This is a genomic window from Kineosporia sp. NBRC 101731 (assembly GCF_030269305.1).
In the GTDB taxonomy this organism is placed as follows: domain Bacteria; phylum Actinomycetota; class Actinomycetes; order Actinomycetales; family Kineosporiaceae; genus Kineosporia.
In genome coordinates, this window is record NZ_BSTC01000020.1 from 20,735 (window position 1) to 44,633 (window position 23,899).

At 66.4% G+C, this 23,899-nt stretch carries 18 protein-coding genes; 7 read left to right on the plus strand and 11 right to left on the minus strand.

Translation table 11 applies throughout. From position 1 onward, the window contains the following. Window positions 1-352: 352 nt before the first annotated feature. On the plus strand, window positions 353-2,068 hold the full coding sequence (locus QSK05_RS33120; protein WP_285601352.1) for a hypothetical protein: 1,716 nt from the start codon (window positions 353-355) through the stop codon (window positions 2,066-2,068). Window positions 2,069-2,257: 189 nt separating this feature from the next. Here QSK05_RS33120 and QSK05_RS33125 read toward each other — a convergent pair whose 3' ends face one another. From QSK05_RS33125 to QSK05_RS33165, 9 genes are all read right to left on the minus strand, one after another. Next, window positions 2,258-2,527: a hypothetical protein gene (locus QSK05_RS33125; RefSeq protein ID WP_285601353.1), complete on the minus strand. Its 270-nt coding sequence runs from the start codon at window positions 2,525-2,527 to the stop codon at window positions 2,258-2,260. Continuing rightward, complete coding sequence (locus tag QSK05_RS33130; RefSeq protein ID WP_285601354.1) at window positions 2,524-3,825, minus strand: DnaB-like helicase N-terminal domain-containing protein; 1,302 nt, start codon at window positions 3,823-3,825, stop codon at window positions 2,524-2,526. Before QSK05_RS33130 ends, QSK05_RS33125 begins: the two co-directional genes overlap by 4 nt. 97 nt (window positions 3,826-3,922) lie before the next feature. Then, window positions 3,923-4,765, minus strand: coding sequence for a hypothetical protein (locus QSK05_RS33135; protein WP_285601355.1), 843 nt, complete (start codon window positions 4,763-4,765; stop codon window positions 3,923-3,925). A 164-nt stretch (window positions 4,766-4,929) separates the two neighbouring features. Beyond that, window positions 4,930-6,945, minus strand: a complete 2,016-nt coding sequence (locus QSK05_RS33140) for a type IV secretory system conjugative DNA transfer family protein (protein WP_285601356.1) — start codon at window positions 6,943-6,945, stop codon at window positions 4,930-4,932. Window positions 6,946-7,005: 60 nt separating this feature from the next. Further along, on the minus strand, window positions 7,006-8,535 hold the full coding sequence (locus tag QSK05_RS33145; protein WP_285601357.1) for a hypothetical protein: 1,530 nt from the start codon (window positions 8,533-8,535) through the stop codon (window positions 7,006-7,008). A gap of 74 nt (window positions 8,536-8,609) precedes the next feature. Further along, a complete protein-coding gene (locus QSK05_RS33150) occupies window positions 8,610-10,331 on the minus strand; it encodes an SCO6880 family protein (RefSeq protein ID WP_285601358.1) in 1,722 nt (573 codons plus the stop codon). Next, complete coding sequence (locus QSK05_RS33155) at window positions 10,328-12,358, minus strand: hypothetical protein (protein WP_285601359.1); 2,031 nt, start codon at window positions 12,356-12,358, stop codon at window positions 10,328-10,330. Before QSK05_RS33155 ends, QSK05_RS33150 begins: the two co-directional genes overlap by 4 nt. Window positions 12,359-12,480: 122 nt before the next feature. Beyond that, complete coding sequence (locus QSK05_RS33160) at window positions 12,481-13,305, minus strand: DUF8175 domain-containg protein (RefSeq protein WP_285601360.1); 825 nt, start codon at window positions 13,303-13,305, stop codon at window positions 12,481-12,483. Between the two features lie 4 nt (window positions 13,306-13,309). Beyond that, a complete protein-coding gene (locus QSK05_RS33165) occupies window positions 13,310-13,615 on the minus strand; it encodes a hypothetical protein (RefSeq protein ID WP_285601361.1) in 306 nt (101 codons plus the stop codon). Window positions 13,616-14,368: 753 nt separating this feature from the next. Between QSK05_RS33165 and QSK05_RS33170 the strand changes: the two genes are divergently transcribed. Continuing rightward, complete coding sequence (locus tag QSK05_RS33170) at window positions 14,369-15,358, plus strand: C40 family peptidase (protein WP_502879864.1); 990 nt, start codon at window positions 14,369-14,371, stop codon at window positions 15,356-15,358. 188 nt (window positions 15,359-15,546) lie between these two features. Here QSK05_RS33170 and QSK05_RS33175 read toward each other — a convergent pair whose 3' ends face one another. Further along, window positions 15,547-15,942, minus strand: a complete 396-nt coding sequence (locus tag QSK05_RS33175; protein ID WP_285601363.1) for a hypothetical protein — start codon at window positions 15,940-15,942, stop codon at window positions 15,547-15,549. Next, complete coding sequence (locus tag QSK05_RS33180; RefSeq protein ID WP_285601364.1) at window positions 15,939-16,301, minus strand: helix-turn-helix domain-containing protein; 363 nt, start codon at window positions 16,299-16,301, stop codon at window positions 15,939-15,941. Before QSK05_RS33180 ends, QSK05_RS33175 begins: the two co-directional genes overlap by 4 nt. Window positions 16,302-16,420: 119 nt before the next feature. Here QSK05_RS33180 and QSK05_RS33185 point away from each other — a divergent pair, with 119 nt between their 5' ends. From QSK05_RS33185 to QSK05_RS33205, 5 genes are all read left to right on the plus strand, one after another. Continuing rightward, on the plus strand, window positions 16,421-17,119 hold the full coding sequence (locus QSK05_RS33185) for a helix-turn-helix domain-containing protein (RefSeq protein ID WP_285601365.1): 699 nt from the start codon (window positions 16,421-16,423) through the stop codon (window positions 17,117-17,119). Window positions 17,120-17,342: 223 nt separating this feature from the next. After that, entirely contained in the window at window positions 17,343-19,370 is a 2,028-nt protein-coding gene (locus QSK05_RS33190) for an ATP-dependent nuclease (RefSeq protein WP_285601366.1), read from the plus strand. 8 nt (window positions 19,371-19,378) lie between these two features. Next, window positions 19,379-21,022, plus strand: a complete 1,644-nt coding sequence (locus tag QSK05_RS33195; protein WP_285601367.1) for a UvrD-helicase domain-containing protein — start codon at window positions 19,379-19,381, stop codon at window positions 21,020-21,022. 144 nt (window positions 21,023-21,166) lie between these two features. Beyond that, window positions 21,167-22,078: a DUF4238 domain-containing protein gene (locus QSK05_RS33200; protein WP_285601368.1), complete on the plus strand. Its 912-nt coding sequence runs from the start codon at window positions 21,167-21,169 to the stop codon at window positions 22,076-22,078. A gap of 477 nt (window positions 22,079-22,555) precedes the next feature. Continuing rightward, on the plus strand, window positions 22,556-23,782 hold the full coding sequence (locus QSK05_RS33205) for a hypothetical protein (protein ID WP_285601369.1): 1,227 nt from the start codon (window positions 22,556-22,558) through the stop codon (window positions 23,780-23,782). Window positions 23,783-23,899 lie beyond the last annotated feature (117 nt).

Genomic DNA, 23,899 nt, shown 5'->3' on the forward strand with positions numbered 1-23,899 from the left:
TGGCGGAAGCGGGAGCACCCGAGTCCCGTCTGTTCCTCACCTCGTGCGGGTGCGTCTTCACACCCGATGTCGGTGTGGACGGGTAAGTAGCATCTGTCGTCTCGGTCCACCGGCGTCTCCGGAACTCTGAAACAGCGTCCGCCGGGATCGGTGGCATCTCCAACAATCCGATGGGAACTGGTTTGCCTTCCTGCGATGCTGGGCCGGCATAGGCGTCCAGCGATCTCTAGCGGCTGGCATCGTCTCAGGACGCTTCCGATTTCCTGGCCGAACGAGGGGCACGATGTCAGACCCGGGGCAAAGCGCGGAGGAAAGCGCCGACGCAGGAAACGGATCTCGGCCCGATGGTCGGGTGTCCTCGCCCGAGACGTTGAAGCTGCGAAGAGCCACCCATGCCTTGCGGTTACATCTCGATGGTCTGCCGGTTGACTACAACCTGCAAACGTCTGGAGACCGATTCCTGGCGGGGCAGGCCTTCATGTTCGCACGTAACCGGTATGCCTGCGCAGAGTCGATGATTGGCTCCGGCTTCGGCGGCACGGTGATCGGCGCGATCAGCCGCAGCCTTCTCGTGGACGGTCTGCGCTGGCTATGGATCGGCCAGGAACCCGAGCGCCGCCGTGCACTGCTGGGTGATCTTCTCGCCGAACGGAACCGGCTCTGCATTCTGTTGGAAACGACGGACACCAGTTGCCCGATCCTGCCGCGGTGGATCATGCCTGCTCCCGACGTCGCGGACCTGACGGGAGCGTCTCTGGCGTGGCTGGATGCGCCGTCGACACCCAGCGACGATGAACTCCTGTATGACTTCGTTGATCACGCGGTTAGTACTTCGCGCCCGGCGGCGCCGCAGCTTCTTGATCAGGTTCGAGGGCTGCTGAACGTCCAAGGCTTGCACGGAGCTTCCCTCGTGCTCGCTCATGCTGGGCATGGAAACTACCTCGGGTTGCACAGCACTCTCACCGAGGACGGAGTGCCGGGCTATGACCTCCGATCCGACCACGAGGCCCTCTACCTCCATGTAGCAGCGGTCGGGACTGTTGCCACGCTCCTTGGCACCATCAACGCCGTCCCCGAGCTCTGGCCTGCCGACGTCGAGCAAGAGGTCTTCACCCGCCGCGCAGTCGCGCTGGCCGAGGATGTTGCCATGGCAGCGGCCCCTCTTCATCGTCTGGCCACGAGCACTCGCCGAGCATCCTTACCTCGGCCGGCGCCTCGGCCCGCTCAGGAGATCCTTCGGGCGGGTGCGGTACTGGCCGCCAACGACTTGCTGCCTGATGTGAACTCTGCTGAACACGTGATGGCGGCGGCGCGGGAGTTCGATGACATCGCTGGCAGTTTCCAGGTCAAGGCATCTGACCACGAGCAACCTGCGCTGCATGCCATCCTGGGGCTCAATGGGGCGCATTCGACCCTTCAGGCGGTGACGATCACCTTCGACCAGCCTGGTTCCCGGGTGATGGCGGCCTTCGCGGCTCGGATGCTCCTGGAAGAGTCGGCCAGGATGACCTGGCGATACTCCGTCGCTTCGGATCCCGAAGCGTTCAAGGCGCGGGCCACACAGTATTTCGACGAGTTCCGCTACCGCGAGAAGAAGACCGTCCGCCAACTACGGGGAAGCGGCGTACCGAAAAAGGACGCCGAACAACTGTTCGCACGCCCCAGCAACGTCCAGATGATCACTCCGAACGACAGGATCACGGCCAACCGGCAACCCATTCCATCTATCTCCTACATGCTCCGCGAAATGGGAGTTGCCGGAGGATATCTAGAGCCAGGATGGCTAGAGGTCGCATACTCCCTCCTGAGCCAGGTAACTCACAGTACGCCGATCGGCCACCTACACTCCATGCGATTCGACCCAGACGGCGTGCACGGAGGTGAGCTCAGCACTGAAATGATGGGACTGGCGATAGATGTGGCTTGCCTGGGAAGCGCCCGCCTCATTGGCTGGTTCACCGTCCTCATCACCGGAGGAAGCGCCGAAGCGCTGGCTTTTCGGCGTGATCTCTGGCGGCAGGCCGCGATCGTCCATGAACGCGCCCGGATCGTCCACGGCCTGGACTGAAACGGGGTGACGTACCCGCTTGGCCTTGGACGGGCGACACGGGTTCTCCTTCCGGATCTCCTAGAGCAGAGCAACATTCCGCTTGGCCTTGTGCGGACGCATCACGTTGTTGATCGTTTGACGCCACGGTGAGTGACGCAAACGCAGCGTACGGGAACTGTTGCTCTGCCCCGGCCTGGCGAACAGCCTTCATTCGGGGCCTTCGTAGAGCCCGTGGTTGAAGCGTTGGTGCTGGCGGTTGAGGGTGTCGGTGAGGCGGGCGTCGTCGATGCGGAGCCATCCGTCGGGCGAGGTTATCCACCAGTGGTTTACGTGGTTGATGAAGTCGGTGATGAGCGGGGCCAGATGTCGGGCTGTGTCGCGGTCCAGGGCCTGGCGCATCTGGACATGGCTGATCAGGTCCGGCAAGGCCTCGATATTCGCGGCTTGCGTACTGGTGTGGGGGTGGGCGGCGTTCATCGGTCGGTCCGAGGAGTCGGGCGCGGGCTATTGGTGGGCGCGGGGTCGGGAGGCGTGAGCGAGGGGTTCAATGGTGCCGGGACGGGCCGGGTCACGGGTTGGGGTGCCGCTGTGCGCTGCGGTCCGCGCTGGAGGTTGCGCTGACGGGCGCCGGGCTGCGCCTGCGGGGTGGCCTGGTGGGCCATGCGCGTGACGTTCTCGCGCAGGAGCGCGGTCATGTCGTCGGTGACGAGGCTGCGGCCGATCTCGATGGCGGTGCGGGGTGAGTCGGTGGCGGCCAGGCGGGTGAGGTAGACCAGGTCGGGTTCGGGGCCCGTGCCTGGCGTGTATCCGGGAATGGCGGGTGGTTCGGGCGGCGCGGCATGGGTGCTCTGGGAGTTGCTGAGTTTGTTTCCGGCGCGTAGGAGTTCGACCTGCCAGGCGATGATGACGTCATCAATGGGCTGGCCGGCGTGGGCGGTGGTCAGGATGGTCTGGTAGATCTCGCGCCGCTGCCCGTTAGTGAACGTGCTGTCGGCCACAAACGTCGCCAGGGCATCGCTCTGGTCAGGGTTGCGCAGCAGGTCGGCCAGCAGCAGGTCTTCCAGCTGCGCCCGCTCCTGAACGCTGCGGCCCGACCCGTCGGCGCCGATGTCGGGAGTGAACTGTTCCTGTTGCGTAGCCGGGGCGATCTCGCGTGGTGCAGCCGGGTCGCTGGGTGTGGTTTCAGGCCCGGTGGTTCCGGTAGCGGTGAGGGTGGTGTCGGGGGTGTTGGCCAGGGTGCTGTAGACCTCCACCTGTCGCTGTAAGGCTGCCAGAAGGCGCGCCTGGTGCAGGTCTTCGGCGCTTGCGGTGGACTGGGCACTGTCGCCAGGCAGGGCGGCTGTGGTTCTCTCCATCGTCCGGTATGCGCCCGTGGCCGTGATCGATGGGTCGATGTCCGCAGTGGTCGGTGGTCGTGTGGCCATGCTTTGGGCGAGGGCTTGGGAGATGTCGGCGACTTCGCGGCGGAACGCGGCGACCTGGATCATCTGGGCGTAGGCGCTGGCGTGGGCGGGGTCGGGTGCGCTGTCGGCCAGGGCCTGGATCGGTTGAGGGTTGATGCCGGTGCGGGCGGCGACGGCCTCGATGAGGCGGGGGCCGCTGAGGTCCGGTTCGGCGGTGTGTAGGTCGTGGATGGCGGTGAAGACCTGGCGGTGCAGGCGCTGGCCGAAGTCCTGGCTCTGCAGTAGGCGCATGGCTGCGGTGTGCTCGTTTTGTTGCTGGGTGAGCAGCGCGCCGAGTAGGGCCTGCTCGGCGCGTAAGGTCACGGATGACATGGCATCTCCGGTGCTTGCGGGTCCGCCGTAGCGGAATCAGTCACGTTCAGGGACATCGAGGTCGGGAAGAATCGGTGCAGGCTGGCCAGGGCACGTCTCATTCCTGCTGGGCCGACGGTCGGCGGCTGGTTCGGGGGCGTTGCGCCTGGACGGCTTGGTCGCCTGCGCGGATGCGCTGCGCGGACGCGTCCAGCCGTTCGCTGAAGTCGCCTTCGGGGATCCGCTGCCACAGCACGGCTGCCCCTTCCTGGCCAGCACGCTCGCGTCCTGTGGGCTGGGCGAGCCGATCTTCCGAGGGTGCAGTACCTGTTTCAGGGACCGCTGGGGCCAGGGGCGTCCACCAGGATCCGTCGTAGTGGATGTAGTCCTGGACCAGCTCACCGATGGGGTGCGCCTGTCCTTGCTCGATGGCCGCGAGCAGGACGCGCGCTTCGATGGTGGTCATGGACGGCAGCTCCTTGGTGCTGGTGTGTGGGGTGGGCGGGGACAGCAGCGGCGCCGGGAGGCGGGTTTCGCCGTCGCCGTCGAGCCATCGCTCGTGCAGGCCGGCGTTCACGTCCGCCAGGATCGTGGCGCCGCGGTGCCCGGCGGGACAGCCCGCCGCGTACTGCGTTGCGGCCGCGTGCAGGACCTGGCGCAGTTCCGCGTGCCAGTACCGGGCTGCCTGCCCCGCCCCAGCAGCACCGCTCTGGCCAGGGCCCGGTTGCGCCGAAGCTTTCTGCCCAGCGCTCGACGGGCTGGCTTCGGGTGACGGTGACGGGTGGGTGCGGTAGATCTCCTCGCGCCAGGTTTTCAGGGCGCGTAGTTCCTCGACCAGGCCGGGGTGGTGGGGCCAGCACTGGGGCAGGCGTTCCTCCACCGACAGCTCGTACACGTCGTGCAGCCAGCGCACCCAGTTCACCAGCTCGACCCAGCCGTTCGTGCGCTCCGGTTCGGTCATGGCATGCCATTCAGCCAATCCCTGCTCGGATTGGGGACGTTCGCTCGTCTGCGTGGATCCGGCAGAATCAGGGTGCGTTCGGGTGCGCAGCATGCGGGGCATGCGCCGGACGCGCGCCGAGGGCCGCAGCCGCGGCAGCATTCCCTCATCGTCAGCGGAAGGGCTCACCGGCTACCTCTGAGAGCGACCAGGATGCGACCCCAAGCACTGCGCGGCGCGCCGCTGGTACTGGCGCGACTGTTGGGGGTGGTGTCGTCTTCCGGTGGCGGGAAGCCGGGATTCAGGGCGGCAAGATGACGCGCGGTATCAGTCACGGAGGCGGCGTATTCGTGGGCGTGAGGGCTTTCGTAGTGGCGTTCCATGCGGGTCAGGACCGGCGGGATGCTGGTGTGCACGATCAGGGCTTCGCGGTCCTCGGTGGACAGGGTGCGAATGTCCTCGGCCGACAAGACGGGCCGGTCACTGATGCTGGTGTGCGTCGTGGTGCCGGTGGCCGATCGCTGGGTGGTGGTGAGGGTTTCGCGGTACTGCCCACACAGCTTGGAGAAGTCCGCGAGCTCGTCCCCGGACAGACCGCCCAGGGCGATCTTCACCGTCGCTGACCCCCAGAGCATGTCGGAGCCGTTGCGTCCCCACCCGGCGCGGGCTTGGGCGATCTCCTGGAGCACGGCTAGGACGAAGATCCCGGAGCCGGCTGAGAACGACATCAGCGAGGGCAGGTGCGGCAGCGGTGAGATGTTAGCGACCTCGTCCAGGAACATCCCCAGCGGCGGGTCCAGCCGGCCGGAGGGGGTGCGGGAGCCCAGGGCCTGTGCGGTCTGGGTGATCTCGTCGACGAACCCGGAGATCAGGGGTGCCAGGCCGGCGGCCTCGTGCTTGGGCACGACCAGGTAGATCGTGCCCTCCCGCTTCAGGAAGTCCTCGATGTTGAAGCTCTGCCCGGGGCGAGGGCTGAACACCGCGCGGGCATTGGCGGATAGCAACGGGGCCACCGCGGTCAGGACGGTCGCCCACATGTTGGAGCGGGTCTCCATCGGGGCCCGGTAGATGCCGTGCATCATCGCCGCGACTCCCATCGCCGCACCGGCCTGATCACGTAGCAGGCGCACCGGCTCGTCCAGGTGCTCATCCAGGGCCCAGGTCAGGACGTCATCCATGCCGCGTCCGGTCAAGGCGGCGGTGTGCAGCCATCCCGCCAGCAAGTTCGTGGCCGTCGCCCCGAAAAAGCCGGCATTGGTGGAGTCCGACATGCCGCCGCCGTCGCCGGACTTGCCGACCTGGACCATCGTGTCCGCGCGGCGGCGGGCCACATCGAATTCCTGGCAGCCCTCGACCGGTGACCATTGCAGGGCTTCGGGCCAGCGGGTGGCGGACAGGTCCATGACCGCGACCGGCCCCCGCTGGCGGCGGATGGCCAAGGTGGCGCGTACGACGTCGATCCGCACGGACGTGACCAGGGCGGGGCCGGGCCAGGACCGCAGCCACGGGATAACGATCTGCGAGGACTTACCCGAGCGGGCAGCAGCCAGCAGCAGCACCGACACATCGATCGCTGTGGCTACCTGACGGCCACCCGCGCGCCCGAGGTCAACCATCACATCAGCAGCTTGAACGAGCTGGGACGGCAGGTTCGGTCGCAGCCAGGCGGCCTTGGCCAGAGCTGCTTTCGGTGACAGGAGCTGCGCCAGCTGCGCGCGGGAGGCGAATCCTCGTACTTGACGCGAACGCCCGGCCCGGCCCAGGACCATGAGCACCAGCAGGGCCAGGGCTACGAGGACCATGAGCGCACACAGCAGCATGCCCGCCCGGCCCGGCAGGTCAGCGCGCGTCGCGGCGGGCCAGGCTTGGCGCGGGTCGCTCCAGTGCCCGGGCAGGTCCGCGACGATGGAGAAGCTCTGTCCCAGGCTTACGTTCAGCCAGGTCTGGCCGAACAGGAGGCCGGCCAGCTGCCCGCACGCCCACGTTCCTACCCCGACCAGCACGCTCAGACCCAGGAGCCCGGCCAGGAGGTAGTCCGCAGGCCCGTCCAGCAGGGCGCGCCCGACGGTGACCCGATCACCCCCGATGGCCGCTCGTGTCCCGCTGGCCCGGCCGGTAGACCCGGCCGATCCGTTGATGCCGACCATGATGGTCTCTACTCCCTTCGGTCCTTGGCTGGATATCTCCTGCTGGTCGGGCATCTGCCCTCATCCCGCGGGTCTGCTCACGATTTCTTCAGCATTCGTGAACCCCTGAGGAACTCAGACCATACGTTCGTTGGTGTAGAATAACTTTCGCTCCATCGGCGACAGGATCGTCTGGACCACGTGCGAGCTGCGGCGGCCGATTTTCCATAGGGCGCGGCCGACTTGTTCGCCGTTCCAGGAGGCGATGTGTGCGCATTCGGTGTCGGTCAGGCCAATGGCATCGCGGGTCATGGCCAGGGGGGCGGTGTCCTGGCGCAGGCAGATCCGCACGTCGCACGAGGAGATCAGGTTCCGGGCAATGGCGACCTCGGCGGAGCCGGCGGCGCCGACGGCTTCGAAGTCGGCCAGGCGGTGGGTGGACAGGACTTCGATGGTTCCCTTGGCCCGGGACAGGCGCAGGTCGGAGTCGACCTTGCGGATCATCGCGGGAATGCGCATGGCGCGCCAGAGTTCGTCGCGGATGACCAGGCGCACGCCGCCGGTGGGGTCGTCGATGGCAGCCTGCCCCCAGGAGGACACGCAGGCCAGGGTCATGGCCACCGTCTCGTCGCCACGCCCGTCCAGGCGGGACAGGTCGACGGTCTGGATGGGTGCGTCGAAGTCCATCGCCACGGTCGTGGGGCCGTCGAACAGGCCGGCCAGGCTGCCCTGGACCATGTTGCCCAGGGCATCGGCGGCCGGGCGGATCATCTCGCGCATCTCATCGGGGTCATCGCCGGGAACCCGCAGTTCGCGGGCCATCTCTGCTGACGGGTCGCGCAGTAGCGCCCAGACCTGCGGGATCGTGGGGTCCGCCAGGTGGTCGCGGCCGGTGTCCTCGCCCGCGGCGTGGTGGATCGCCAGGGACAGGGCGGCTTCCTCGGTGGGGGTCAGGTCCCGGGCCAGGCGGACCATCAGCAGGGAGGACAGCAGGGCGATCCGGCGGCGGTGGATCTCGTCCAGGCGTTCGCGTCGCTCTTGGGCGTCGACGGGCAGGTTGCGTCCCAGCGGGCCGGAGTCCAGCGGGTTCAGCCGGGCCCGAAGACCGGGCCCCAGCTGCAACGGTTCCACCCCCAGCGCTCGGGCCAGGGCGGCGTACTCGTCCTTGACATCACCCAGCACGAACGCCTTGACGCCGTAGGCCATCAGCCGCAGCGCCAGAGCCTTGATCGTGGCGGACTTTCCGGCGCCGGGTACGCCGGTGATGAGGATGTTGGGGTTGGACACGATCCCTGCGAGGAGCCATTCGATGGGGTGCGCCGAGAACGATCCGCCGGAGAGGCAGTCCACGCCGATGTAGGCGCCGATCGGGGGCATGGAGGCGCCGTGCAGCCAGGGGTACAGGCCCTGCATCTGCCCGGTCGAGGCCCGGAACACGGGAACCTCCGGGGTGCGCGGGGCGTGCCCGGAGTAGGGGCGCGCGTACCCGCGCCGTGGCGGCACCACCTCCCGCCGCGGCCTCACCACCGTGGCACGGCCGGAGGCCGCTTCAGGCGCAGTAGCGGCCATGAGGCCGTGAGCGGCGCCGGTCTCGGGGGCCAGGACGCTGGCGAAGTCTGCCTGGGGAACGTGCTCGGTGGAGCTGTACCTGCTGCGACGTCTCACGATGGGGTCCCTTACTGGTGCCGAAAGTCAGGGCTGAGCTGATGGAATGCGGGGGGTGATGAAACGTTCGGCCTCTACCAGCGCTTGCGGGGCAGGCCGAATCCCAGCGGCAGAGCGGACATGGAGAACCCGACGTCCTGCGCGTACCACATGCGCCGCAACTCGATTCGCGCTGCGGCGGCGTCGGCTTCGAGCTCGGCGCAGGCATCTTCCAGGAGTCGTTCCTCGGTGACGGTGACGGTGACGTAGCCGGTGAAGCGGACCAGGCCGTGGCCGGCGGCGCGGTCCATGTCCTGGGCGCGGGCCCGGTCCAGGGCGGCCTGCTCGTGTTCGGGAACGATCTGCCCGGTGCGCTGACGCATCCGCACCGCGACACTGCGCGCGGTCCGCTCGCGCATCACCTCCCGCTCCGCTGAACGGGGGCCCAGCGGTTCAATGTGCAGGGAGAACGCCCGCCGGTGCGTGGATTCGCCCAGCAGCGGGGCCAAGGCGGTGGAGAACACCTGGGAGCGGGGCCAGTCGTGCACCCAGAACGTGGCCGAATACCCGCCGTCATGGCGGTAGGAGCCCGGCAGCGCCTCAGCAGCGGAAGGACCGGCCACCGCCGGGGCGACCCCGGCAGCCAACACCCCACCGTTTACCGTACCGGTACCGCTGGTGTGGGTGATGGCGCGGCGTTCGGCCAAGGACCGGGCAGCGTGCGGGTCGTAGGCAGTCCGGATTACTTCGGCCAGATCACGCGGACCGAGCCAGGATTCGATCTGTACGTCGGCGCCGGCCACGGATGAGGACAGGGCCCGCAGCTGACGGGTCAGGACCTTCACCGCTCCGGCGGTTCCGCCGCCGGCAGCCTTGATCGCAGAGGCGGCGCGGCGGGAGTCCATGGTGAAGGCCAGGAACGCTTCTCGCTGGCTGGTGGTGACACCGGCGGTGGCGAGCAGGCCGGTGGTGATCTCGCGGGCCAGGTCCGGGGCGCCGACGCCGAGGTGGTCGGTGTGCCAGCGCCGCAATGCAGCCCCCGAGGCGGGGCTCATCCGTTGCAGGGCCTGGACCCGCACGATCAGCTGGCCTTCGGTGCACAGCCCCGACAGCAGGGCGCCCCAGCCGTTGACGCGGGCTTCGCGGCGTTCGGAGTCCACCAGCCCGATGCCGGGGTAGGTCACCCGGGCTACGGCGGTGTAGGTGCGGTCGATGCGGTGGTAGGCGACCGCCAGGGCGTCATCGCCGGCCTGCATGGCTCCGGCAGCGGTGGCGCCCATGGTTGCGTCCAGGATCGTCAGGGGCGCCAGGATTCCCGGCAGGTCCATCGGCGCTGGGCGCCGGGTCACGAAACGACGCCAGCCGCTCTCAGATTCTCCGCCTGCCCCCTCCGGGGCGTTCGAGTCACCGTCGTCATTGGTGCTGTCGGTGGCGTCGGTTTCCACGTCGGGGGCATCATCGTTCGTGGCGGGTTCGTCGGCGGTGCGGGCGAGGGGGGTGAAGGCGGCGGAGACGAAGCGGTGCTGGTTGCGCAGGCGCAGCAAGTGATAGGACGTGAACGCGGAAACCCATTCGTCGACGGTGCGCCCGGCGATCCGCAGGAACGCCAGCCCGGCCAGGATCAGCGCGATGGGCCAGGCGATGGGGGCCAGGGCGATGCGGGAGGCGGCCAGGGGCCAGATCCCGGCCAGGACCGCGGCCACGATCAGCGCGACCCGCTGCCCGGACAGGCCGAACATGAACGCGACCTTCTCGGGCTGCCAGCCCAGGTAGGTGCGGTACTTCACCGGCTCACCGGTCACGGTCTGACTGCTCATCGTCCCTGTTCACTCTCGTTCGTGCTGTCCCCGGAAGAGCCGGGACCAGAACTGTCACTGATGCTTGGGTTTCCACTACTGCTGCCGAGGGAGCCAGGACCGTTCCCGACGCTCGGAGGGCTCGGCGCAACCTGCGAACCGCTGCCGCCCTGCCCCGACCCCGGGTTGACCGCGGCTGGGCCTCGCTGCGACATCGTCGGCTGAGCCGCTGCCTGAGGGCTGGCCGGCGATTCGCTCCCGATGGCGGGCGAGCTGCTGGTGGGGTTGCTCGCGGTGGTGCTGGTTGCGGCGGAGCTTGTAGCCGTACTGCTAGCTGCGTGCGGCGCAGGTGGTTGTGCAGATCCTGTTTCCGAGTGGGGGCTTTCGTTGCTGACCGGTGTTGTCTGCGAGGTGCGTGTCGCTGCGTCGCTTCCGTCGGCGGCTGCGAGCGGGTAGGTGAACAGCTCACCCTGATCAGGCGAGATCTCCGGGCTTGATGTCATCGGGCTGGCGTCGGCCTGTAGATCAGTTGGCGCCGGCTGCGCTGATGACGTGGCCTGGCTGCTGGCGTTGGCCTCATCGAGCGGGCCAAGTACGGGGCTTGCCTCAGTACTGCCGATGCCGCCGGTACTGCCGGATGCGTCGAGCATCGGCGCCTGAGGCGCCGGTGCGTTCGCCGAGTTGATACCCGCTCCCGAGCCGGCAGGGCCTGTAGGGCCTGCGGGGTCGGGTGCACCAGGGGCGCCGGTGTGGTTGCCGTTGTCCTGGCCCCTGTCAGAAGCGTTCATCCAGTCCAGGTCTTCGTTGTCGCCGCCCTGTGCGCCGGGCCAGCGTGCGGCGTGGCCTGGGTAGCCGGCCACCGCTGGGTGCGGGTTGGCCCGGTCCAGACCGGCATGGGAAGCGGTCTGCTCCATCCTCCCGACCAGGCTGTTGGCCGCCCGCTGCGCCAGACCCAGTCCTGCACTGGCCAGAGACAACCCACCACCCGCCGCGCCGCCGGCAGCACCACCGGATGCCGCCTTGCCACCGCCACCACTGCCGCCGTGGCCGCCGGAGCGGGCGTTGACGGCGGACATCGTGCGGGCTTCGCTGGTCCGGGCGAACTGATCGGGGGCCACCCCGGCGGTGGCACCGGCCAGGTCTCCCGAACGTCCAGCGGCCACGCCCAGGGCCGCCGCGAGTCCGGCGCCGCCGCCGACGCTGACCTGGGCGAAGGTGAAGAACCGGGCGATCGCCGGCCAGGCCAGGACCGACAGCAGCAGAATCATCATCCCGGCCAGCAGCGTCCCCAGGTCATCGGCCTCGCCCGTGACCCCGAACCCGACCGCAAAGACCAGCGCGATGACGGGTTTGAGGAGGATCAGCTGGATGGTGGCCGAGACCAGCTTGGGCCACCACGCTTTGGTGGCCTCGCTGATCTGCCCCGATGCGGCGATCGGTGAGGTGCCGATCAGGACCGCGACTGCCGCGCTCGACAGCAGCAACTCGAACCACAGCACGAGCGTCAGGATGATCCCGATCAGCGCCAGGATCAGCACCAAAGAAGCTGACTGGCCCGGTCCTTCGAAGGTGAAGACGGTCGCAATCTTTTCCTGGAGGCCGTCGATGTCTTCGAAGCTGGCGTTGATGATCCAGTCGGTCAGGTCGTTGGAGGCCATCACCGCGGCCGAGGTCACCGTCAGCGTGGCCAGGAACGCCAGCAGTGCTTTGCCCAGGCCCACCAGGGCGTAGGCGAACGGTGCGCCTTCGTGGGTGATGACGGTGCGGGCGACCTGCCACAGGAACAGGGCACCGCCCACCACGATCGCGATGCCGAGGCTAATCGCGTACACACCCTTGACGCCGTCCGAGAGCGGGTTCACGTCCGGGAACGCCGCGAACGCTTTCGCGAACGCCTTCAGCAACGTGGTGGCGGCTTCGGCGAAGGATTGGCAGACCGATTCCCACGCCGAGGTCGCGATACCACCGGCGAGGCCGCCGGCGATGTCTCCGGCGAGCCCTCCGGCCGCATCAGCAGCACATCCGATTACATTCTCAGCGCAGGGCACGATGATCCTTGTGTTCGAGGTCGTGTACGAAAGTCATGGGTGGGAGCCGAATGCGTGGGGTCTTGGGCGCTGGCCCAGATCGGCGGCCCTGCACCGCGTGGTAGCGACGGCCAAATGCGCTGTCACTGCCGCATTTCACGCCAGCCCAGGCTGGTAGCCCGAGAGCTGTAGGGGGTGGCGAGCAGGGGGCGCAGAGATGAAGGAGGTTCTTCCACGACGTGTTTGATCTTCCAGTCGCCCTGCTGCCAGCCCAGCGTCAGAGGCATCACGATCACGTTCGAGGTGGTGCCCCGCTGCTGGGTGGTGATCACCAAGTAGCACAGGTACAGCAAGGTCACCTCGCCCGGGACGCTGGCGTCGCGGACCTGGAACTGCTGCGGAGTCACCTGCAGAGAACTACCCGAGGGCAACGGCCCCGTAGGCGGCAGACCCAGGTCCCTACGCGATGCCTGGCCGCCCTCGGCGAAGAACTCTGCTGCATCGGACCAATCAGGATCGGACACGATCTCACCGACGATGGCCTTGCGGTCGGGGTCGAGTGACCCCAGCTGGGTGGCGTATTCGGTGCCGGCTGAGACCGCCCCTTCCAGCGTGCGGGGGTAGCCGACGGAAACGCCGTTGCGCAAGCTTTTTCCCGCGACCAGCGTCAGCGCCGAGACCCTTTCGTCCTGCTGTGAGTTCTGCGCTGTGGCGTCGGAGGACGAGAGCGGCCCGGAAGGCAGCGCCTTGGATGCTGGCCCCACCGACCCTTCCGTTCCCGTGAATGCTGCCTGTTGGGCCGTGGCGCTGTGGTGAGTGAACGCCGCACCGGCGGCGACGCCGGCCACCGCAGTGACCAGCACCACCAGAACTGCGATCCATGAGCGCTGTCGCCGGGACGGGTGCAGGAAGTCATTACCCCGCACGGCGGTCGAGCGGCGGGGTGCGCCGAGGGCGGGCCAGGACATCAGGTCAGCTCGCCGCGCTGAACACGGTGTTCACCATGGGGATCGCCACGACCGCAGCCAGGACGCCGCCCAGGCCCCACAAGAAGGCCCGCTTGCCCTTGTCAACGTGGTCGGGGCGGTTGGACAGCGACCCGGTGGCCATCAGCCCGCCCGAGGCCAGGCACGTCACACCGCAGGCAATCAGAACGCCCCACTTCAGGTACGACATCAGCAAGCTGACGCCGTTGGAGCCGGACGTGGGGTCCAGCGGGGCGGGGTTGGGGATGTTCGCCGCCGCGTGGGCCGCTGCCAACAACAGGTCGTGCGACATGAAGGACTCCTGTCCAAGTAAATGCCCGAGAAGGTCGGGTAGATGCCCTGCGTGCCCGTGACCCGAGACCGGATCCGGCGCAGCAAGAGCGGGAGAGATCAAGCGGTCATCACCGACCGCTGATGTGACCGTAAGTGACACCTACGGGTGTCGGATACGGGATTCACCGAAGTGAGCTCCCATCACACAGGAGGTTCACCCGGCGGGAGTAGGGCTGATGTAACGCTCAACGAAATCCGGCCTCTTGTGCTCGGATAAGCAGCGCCACAGTGGATTCCGATGGTTTTGCTGCCCCAGCAACCATTGCCACGAATGGCCTAGCCCGCGTCACCCTGGGAGTGGACCGAAGGTTCACCTAGGAAACTTCTGTTATCACTCTTGGTAGTTTTTGCGGTCTGGGCGGGCGAATCGTGGCGCGTTTCGTGTCGGTGGGGGCGTCCGGTTGAGAGCCTCGGGTCCTGTAGCCCGTCTGTCGTCTCAGGCATGGGCCGTCCCTCCCGTGACGGAGTCCCGGCATGGCCGCCGTTGAGAAACGTCCACGGGCAGCACGCACACCCTGACGAAGGAATCCGCGCGCATGATCCCGCCGCCGTTCGCCCACCGGCCCCGCATCGCTACCGGCTCACACCCTCCGGCAGTCCCTACCCCCGGGATACCGCGGCACCGGCCAAGAACCGGTGATGCGCTCGTGAGGGGCCGGTCTCAGTGAGCCTTTCGCGGGCTGCCTTGGGGGCGGTGGCCGCTCCGGTGGTGATGACCTTGGCCGTGGTGGTGGGGGCCGTGGGCGCCGGGGCGCTGGAGCCGGCCTCAGCCAGTGCCGGAATCTGCACCAGCACCGGCAGCCCGGGTTCGGTCGAGACCACCGTGGACGGGCAACCTTTGGATGCCCAGCAGCTGGCCAACGCGCAGATCATCTCCGCGGTCGGGGTGTCCTTAGGTGTGTCCGGCCGGGGGCAGGTCATCGCGATTGCGACCGCCATCCAGGAGTCGCGCCTGCGTAACCTGACCTACGGCGACCGCGACTCCCTTGGGCTCTTCCAGCAACGCGCGCCCTGGGCCGACGCACCCGTCCGCACGGACCCGACCTCGGCAGCGCGCATGTTCTACACCGGCGGCCAGGGCGGCCAGCGCGGGTTGCTCGACATCGCCGGCTGGGAATCGATGCCCCTGACCCAAGCTGCCCAGGCCGTCCAGGTCTCCGGTCACCCCGAGGCTTACGCCCAGTGGGAGCCCGTGGCCACCACGCTGGTGCAGTCCTTCGGGCAATCCAGCGGCACCATCGTGTGCACCGGTATGGACACCGACCCCGGCGTCCCCGGCGACCTGGCCGGCGCGCTGCCCGACGGATACACCCTGCCCTCCGGGACCCCGGCCAGCGTCGTTACCGCGATCGCCTGGGCGTTGCAGCAGCTGGGTACCCCCTATCAGTGGGGCGGCACCTGCACCGACCCCCACTCCGGCATCGCGTCCAAGCGCTGTGACTGCTCCTCCCTGGTCCAGCAGAGCTACCGCCATGCCGGGATCAGCCTGCCCCGCACCACATCCGAGCAGATCCACTCCGGCACACCCGTGTACAGCACGAACGCACTTCAGGCCGGGGACCTGATCTTCATGCCCGGCCATGTCGGCCTCTACATGGGCCAGGGCCTCATCGTCCACGCACCGAAAACGGGAGACGTGGTGAAGATCAGCCAGCTTTCCAGCTGGAAAAGCAGCATCACCGGCATGCGCCGCGTCACCTGAAAAATCGCACACACGATAGGAACTCGCAGCGATATTCTGACCGGATTCAGGGCCGGAGAACCCAGGGCCGCGGGCCGCCAGAAGCAAGGCCAGCCACCACCGTGCGAACGCCATGACCGCGGGCGTAGCCACCAGCATGAACTGGAAGACCATCAGCCGGGCTACCTGCCGGCTCGAGCGCCACGTGCTCACCGCCACCGCCCAGCCGCGCCCGAACCACCCGACCCGGCCAACCCCGCCGAGCCGGCCCGGCGCCGCACACCCGCCTTGCGGTTGGCGGGTGCCTGGTGCGGCCGTTCGGTAGGGGATTGATCGGCTCCCAGCCGGGCGAGCAGGCCCGGGACAGGCACCCGCAGCTTGCGCCCGACCCGCAGCACAGGCACCGGGAAGTCGTCGGTACGCAACAGGTCGAACGCCAGCGTCCGGCCGAACCCCAAAATGCTGGCCGCCGTCGCCACATCCGTCGTCAGCCCCAGCGCCCGCACCTTCTCCACCGTCCACACCACCTCCGCCCGGCCCGCACCGCTTGCCGCGCGTTTTGTCGGTCGCGCACCCTGCCCGGTCCTGAACTCTCTGCGCGTCATCGGCTGACCTGCCCCGGAAGGTCGGCCACCGAGTCCTGAACGTGCCGGCTACGGGCGTGGCGCCCCGACGTTGCCTTGCGCGTCTGCGTCGACGGCTCGGACCCCCCGGACAGTTCGGCCTGCGCGGGCTTGACCGAGCGCGGCGAGGAGGACGGCGCGGTGGGCGCCTCCGTCTTCTGCTGGCGCAACCAGGCCCGCACCTCCACCGGGTCATACCGCCGCTGGCTACCCACCCAGTAGCGGGCCGGACCCGCCTGCGCCGTCACCAGGTGGTGCAACCGCCACACCGACACGTGCAAGAACTGCGCCGTTTCCTCATGCGTCCACAACCGCTCCGCTGTCACCACGTCACCCGCCACGTCACGTCCTCCATCACTTGTTCTGCGATATTCACAAGTTGTTTGCCGTGAATGTGCTGATGGATGGATCGTGCTTCGCCGAAATGGACGCGTCAACAGTTGTCGGATAATCTGTGAATATGACAGAAAGTGAATCTGGACGTTACCCCTCGAAAGGCGCCACTCGGACCGCGGGGACAGCTTCCGCTGCACGGGCCACCGAGGTCACGGCTGGCCGGATCCGCCAGTTACGCAAGGACCGGGGACTGAGCGCGGCGGCGCTGGCCCAGCGCTGCTCTGTGCTGGGGGCCCCATCGATCACCCCGCACGTGATCGCCAGCATCGAAACCCACCGGCGCGGCATCAGCGTCGATGAACTCCTGGCCTTCGCTCTGGCCCTGGACGTTCCACCGGCCCAGCTCCTGACCCCACCGGCCGCGGCGGCCGGCCAACACGGCACGGGCACGGTCCTGGCCCTCACCGCGACCATGCGCATCCAGGACCCCGAACAGGCCCGGCGCTGGATCATTGGCGAGCAACCGCTGCCGGGCACCCAGGAACATCTGTACTACGCCTACGCACTGGAGCACGCCAAGCCCGGGCAGGTCACCGAGCAGGCCCTTTCCGCGCAGGCACGGGCGGTCCTCCGCGAAGGAGCCGCGCACCTAGCCGCCCAGTACGAAGCGCAAATCGAAGCATTCACCCACACCATGCGCACCCAGGTCACCGACCTACTTGACGACTTGGACAACGCAGTCAATGGGACACCCGAACAGATCAGTCGCACCGTTGAGCGCGTGCGTTCCCGACTGGGCAACCCCTCCGGCACCACCCCGTAAACTCTCCACCGCACAACTGCCCAAGCCGTCATGCGTACGCCAAGCCCAGCCACCGCCACTCAATGGATGTCGCTACTTCGGGCAATCGCTCCCTGGACGGGCGTGGCTGACTTGGACGAGGCATAGCCTGATCCTCACCTTTCATCACCGAGGCACCTGGACGCCGGCCGCAGGCTCAAAGGCTTCGCCAGGCGAGCCCCTGATCACGAAGGACTGAGGAGCAATGCGGCTGACACGGTTGCGCTTGAGCGGATTTCGTTCTGTGGGATCCGTTCCAGTTGAAACCAGTTTCGACAGGGTGACGTTCCTCCTCGGGCCCAACGGTGCGGGCAAAACATCTCTGCTGCATGCCCTGACCCGGATGTTCGGCAGTGTCCCCGCCGCGCGGCGCATCACCGCCGCGGACTTCCACATCGAACCAGGAGAGACGCCAACCGCACAGGAACGGACGTTCTGGGTGGAGGCCGAGTTCACCTTCCCGGAGTTGGCAGTCAATACCCAGAATGGGAGCCAGCAGGACCAAGACGACGTTGCTACGACCATTCAGCAGACGCCGCCGGAGTCCGCTGCGGACCACGGCCAGAGCGAGGTCCAGGGTGAAGGGGCTGAGATCAACGATCCCGCCGTCCCACCTCACTTCGCGCATATGCGCCTTGACCGAGCCGACGGTGTTCCGGTCGTTAGGTTCCGTCTGACAGCCAAGCTGCATGAGGACGGTGACGTCAGCGACGAGTTGGTGCATGTCCTCAGGGTGGACGGTGATGATGAGCCGGTCGAGACGGCGATCGTCAACCGCTACGACCGGGCTCTGATTCAGGTGCATTACCTACCGGCCCGGCGCGATCCGGCCGATCACGTCTCCTATGCTGCGCACACCATGCTGGGCAAGCTGCTGCGCGCCGCGCACTGGAATACCGAGCGTCAGACCGTCGAAGACCTGGGCCAGCAGATCAGCGATGCTCTGGCCTCGAACCCTGCGGCCTTCGACATCGGAGCTGCCCTCACCGGCCACTGGCAAGGTCTGCACACCGGCTCGTTCTTGCAGCAACCCAACCTGTCGTTCATCAGTAGCGACCTCGAAGACATCCTGCGGCATGTCACCTTGAGCTTCACGCCAGCCCACAGCGACGCTGCCGTTGATTTTTCGCTGCTCAGTGATGGTCAGCAGTCTCTGCTCTACTTGTCGTTGGTCTTAACCTGGCATCAGCTTGGCCGTGACGCGATGGTCGGGAAAGTGGCCTCCCTAGACGTCGACCGTCTTAATCCTCCGGTGTTCACTCTGCTCGCCGTTGAGGAACCCGAAAATAGCCTTGCTCCGCACTATCTGGGCAGAGTCCTGAAGTCGTTGAGAGTCATGGCAGCGGCTAGCGATGGCCAGGCCGTCGTCGCGACGCACACGCCTGCGCTGGTCCGTAGGGTAGAGCCGGAGCAAATCCGCTACCTGCGTCTGGATGCTGATCGCCGCACCGTCGTCAAGACAATCATCATGCCCGAAAAATCTGACGCCGCTCACAAGTTCGTCCGGGAGGCACTGCATGCCTATCCCGAGCTCTACTTTTCGCGGTTGGTCGTGCTCGGCGAAGGCGACAGCGAGGAAGTAGTCCTGCCGCGCTGCTTCAGCGCGGCAGGACTGGGCGTCGACGAGACCGCCGTGTCGGTCGTTCCCCTCGGCGGGCGGCACGTCAACCACTTCTGGCGGCTGCTGCATGGTCTAGAGATCCCGCACGTCACGCTCCTGGACCTCGACATCGGCCGTTACCAGGGCGGCTGGGGCAGGATGAAGTACGCCGCGGCCCAACTCTTGGAGCACCACCCCGCTAAGGGCTCACTGACTCAGGCCAACGTCGATCAACTGGCAGCTCGGACAGAGGACATTCGTGATACCAGGGAGCCATTCATCGCCTGGTTCGAGCAGCGGGGGGTCTTCTACTCTGCGCCTCTTGACCTGGACTTCGTCATGATGCGGCAGTTCCGGAGCGCGTACGAGGTACGGCCGGAAGAACTCGCGCCACCCGAGGACGGTGACATCAAGTCTGTCCTGGGCAAGACCGGTCAGGCCGGCAGCTACACTGAGGAGGAGAAGTCCTATTTCGCCGCGTATCACAGCCGGTTCAACGTGGGTAGCAAGCCCACTCATCACATCGCCGCGCTGGCTGACATGGACGACGTCACTCTGCTTGCCAATTTGCCCCCTTCGCTGAGCAGGCTAATCGACGCCGTGAGGCGCATGCTGCTGGCGATCCCCGAATGATCCCCATCGTGCAGTGGCAGCCGAGCGAGGGCATCGATCTGGAACCGAACGCGCAGACTGCGGTCACAGCTACAGCTGGCAACCTGGCGATCACCGCTGGACCGGGAGCGGGTAAGACCGAACTCCTGGCTCAGCGAGCGGATTTCCTCCTGAGGACCGGGAGCAGTCGGTATCCCCGCCGTATCCTGGCCATCTCGTTCAAGGTAGATGCCGCCGCGAACCTGCGACAACGCGTTCGTCTGCGCTGCCCACCCGAGATTACGGCACGCCTCGACAGTTTCACCTTCCATGCCTTCGCTCTCCGGCTCATCCATGCCTTCCGGCCGGTTCTGACCGGTATCGACGCCCTCGACCCCGATTTCACGATCGACAAGAACGACCGTATCCGTGGGCGGCAAATCACCTTCGACGACATGGCCCCGTTGGCGACCAGCATCATGCGCAACAGCCCTATCGCACGAACCGCCGTGCAACAGACGTACAGCCACGTATTCCTTGATGAGTTCCAGGACTGCACCCTCAACCAGTACCGCCTGATCCAAGCGGCATTCGCCGGGCAGGGCACTCAGCTGACGGCTGTCGGCGATACTAAACAACGGATCATGGGCTTTGCGGGCGCCCTCGAAGGAATCTTCCTGCGATTCGCCGAAGATTTCGAGGCCACCCCGCTCAATCTTTACGCCAATCACCGGAGCCTTCCTCGGCTACGTCGGATGCAGAACGCGATGGTCCGCGTCCTGGAACCTCAGGCAGCTCTCGAAGACGACGACATCCCCGGCCAGGACGGGATCATCGACATCCTTTCGTACACGACCGCTTCTGCGGAAGCGCGTGACCTCACCGACCGCATCGCTTCCTGGATTAGGGACGAGGAGGTGCCCGCCGAACAGATTGCGGTGCTGGCCTGCAAACAAATCAATGAATACACCGAGGACCTTCGTAGCCACCTTCGCCGACAGGGTATTCCCTATCGAGTCGAAACCGATCTGCAGGATCTGGCCACCGAACCCATCGCCCAAATAATCATCGACTTTCTTACCGTGATTACCGGTAGCCGTGAACCCGCAGCCTATTCACGTCTCATGGACCTGACTCTCGACCGGCTTACCGGGACCGCTGAATCCGAAAGCCTCTACACACGTATCCGCGCTTCGATCGCATCGGCTACTCAGACCATCCACAATAGGAACTTCAGGGACTGGGAATCCTTGACCGACGATTTCCTCAAACTCATCGGTGAAGCGGCCCTCGTCTCCCTCTCACCGCAGTACCAGCAACCCAGGCGCCTGCGCGAGCTGACGGAGGAGACCTACGAAAGACTGCGAACACTACTTGACAGCGTTGGCAATCTGCCGGCAGCTTTGCGTGAGTTTCGCGGGACCAATGCGGTGCGGCTGCTGAATATTCACAAAGCCAAGGGGATGGAGTTCGACCGGGTGATCGTCCCGGCCATTGAGCAAGAAATGTTCTGGGCTAAGCCGGACGACGAACGGGCTGTCTTCTTCGTCGCCATCTCCCGCGCGCGTCATCACCTGACGCTCACCTCGTGCCTTGAGCGTCCCACCCCGACGAACGACCCTTGGCGTTGGGCGGAGGCTCGAACCGAACACGCAGAGTTTCTGGGATTTGCGCGCCGATACACGAGCGGGTGAACTGGCCCCACCGGCCCTTACGATCTGAGTTTCTCAGGCACTCGGAGATGCCCACTGGGGACTCACCGGCGCCGACGCCTTGAGGACTGTGGTCAGCCTCGACTTGGCATCGCAACGAGCCGCCCGGCGTCCTATGCTGACCGGGTGTCTGCTGAACCGCTACGTCGCCGCCAGCATCTTGTCTCAAAGGGCTACCAGGCAAATTTTGCTGACGGCAAGTTTCTCACGATTCTTGACTCGCTTACGGGAAATATAGTCGAAACGCGACGTTCCATAGAATCCAACTGGAGGAAGACCGACTTCCTCACCGTTCAGCCAACCGACGGCAACGCGAACGATTCGCTCGAACGGCGTTTCTCGCGAGACGAGAAAAAGGTCCTCAATCAAATCCGACTAATCGAGAAACCGACAATATCCGATCAGCAACGGGCTAGCTTAGACCTTCTTGCCGCAATTCATTTAGTACGCAGCGAGTCATACGCAGTCCGCCATGAACAGGTCTCACGTGAGTACCTGGAGAACTGCGTCCCTGAGTTCATGAGTCATCCCGAGATCGAACACCGCTTCCTGGCCAGTAACGGTAGACAACCGAACGACGACGAACTCGAATCCCTCATCGCCCAACAAGCAAGAAAGCTGCTAAATAGCCCGGACCTTCTTGCGAACAGCATACGACACGGACGCCGCAGCCTTCCGAACCTGTTTAGCCAGTGGAAAGTTCAACTGGTCACTTCGCCGCCACACTTACCAGGATTCGTATTGGCCGACCAGCCAGTGGTTCACGCACAGCGGTACAAAAACCGGTTCGGCTTCAAGGCTGGCCTGGCGGTTGGTGATGCAGATCTCGTAATGGCCCCCATCCATCGCAGGCTCCTTGCTTGCTACACCCATAAGGCACTATTCAACGCCACCCTCAGCACAAAGCAGAGATGGTCGATGGTAAATGCCGCACTTTGTCGCAACGCCTTGACCGAAGTAGCCTGCCATCCCGACGATGCACGTGAAGTCAAAAGTTTAATCAGGAACATCGATCGGTACCCGGCTTCTAAGCTTTGATCGGAAGACGGCCGATTTCGCCAGCGGATCGCAGAGGACACGGCTAGCGCAAAAGAGCCTATGGCCTCGGACGATCCCAGCAATAGTCAGGACCATCGGACAGTAGCGCTCACTGACGTACTCATTGCAGCCCTGGCCGGTGCCCTGTATGCGCGTTCGTGCCACGCGCCGGACGTCGTGCAATCGCTCGTGGTCTCCCGTGCTGTCTCCCCGGGGTGGGTGAGCGATGCAGTTTCGGGCCCGGCGCGCCGCTGGTCAAGCCCTCGGCCGCCGCAAGGGGCCGGGCACGAACATCTTGATCGAGCAAAAGCGGCCCGAGTCATAGATCTTCGCGCCCGGCCATCCTGATTGCGGCAGGGGCAGGGCTTGACCCTCGGCTGTCCCGCCGCACCCGGCCTGCCTGCTCATCCCCACCCCCTGGGGAGGGCCAGCCACCCGCTGGCCCCGAGCACAGCACCCGCCGGGAGGCACCCCACCATGAGCGCGAACACCATCGCCCGGGCCGAACTCGACGACCCCACCCGCAACATGGCCCTCGCAAACCTGGCAGATCTACTCAAGGACCAGTCCACCCGAGCCCTGGACGTAATCGCCGGCACCGGCGCCCTGCACGCCTCCGGCGGCCAGCTCATCCTCCGGGACACCGTCCCGCAGCTCGGCTTCGACGGAGTCACGATGACTGCCGGGACCTACGCGATCAACTCGATAGCCACTGGTCAGCTCGCCGAGAAACTCACCATCCCGCAGGCCTACCTGCGCCGCCTCGCCGGCGATCACCCCGACCTGTTCGACGCCAACGTCAACGGCTGGCTCAACCGCACCGACAAGCGCTTCCTCGTCCGGGCCCTGCGCACCCGACCCCAGCAGAACACCGCCACCGAAGCCCCCTTCAACAGCCGGGCCGCCGGACTCACCGATTCTCTGATCTCCGGGGTGGATGGGACGGTGCGAGCGTTCCTGTCGGACTCCTACTCCCGCATCGACCATCTGGACGTCCTGGTCGCGGCCCTGGAAGGGGTGAAGCAGTCCGGGGCGCAGGTGGTCGTGGAGGGATGCGACCTGACCGAGCGGCGCATGTACGTGCGCGTCACCGCGCCCGGCGTGCAGGCCATGGCCCCGACCCTCCTGCGCAACTATCGCAGCCCGTTCGACTCCCGCCCCGGCAGTGAGCTGCCGGTGGTGTGGGGCGGGTTCATCATGCGCAACAGCGAGACCGGTGGAGGGGCGTTCAGTATCGAGCCGCGCCTGACCGTGCGGGTGTGCCGCAACGGCATGGTCATGGAACAGAACGTTCTGCGCCGAACGCACCTGGGCGCCCGGTACGCCGGCGGCGAGGGCATCGTCAGCTGGTCAGCCGAAACCCTGAGCAAGTCGCTGGAGCTGATCACGTCTCAGGCCCGGGATGCGGTGCGTTCCTACCTGGATCCGGAGTACGTGGCCCGGATGGTCCGCCAGCTCGAAACCATCTCCGACAAGCCGGTCCAGGACGTCGACGCCACCCTCAAGGTCGTCGCGGCGAAGCTGAAGTTCTCCGAGGTGCAGCAGGACTCGATCCTCAACCACTTCATCCGCGGCGCGGACCTGACCGCCGGGGGCGTGATGCACGCGGTCACCTCTACCGCCCAGACCCTGGACGCCGACACCGCGTACGACATGGAAACCGTCGCCGTGCAGGCCATGCAGCTGGCCGCCGCCGCCAACTGACCCACCACGCCACACCCGGTTCAGGGCCCGGGACGCCACTCAGCCGCCGTCCCGGGCCCTCACCACATCCACAGGTCACATCAGGCCGCATTACACCCAAGATCAAGCCCGCACTTA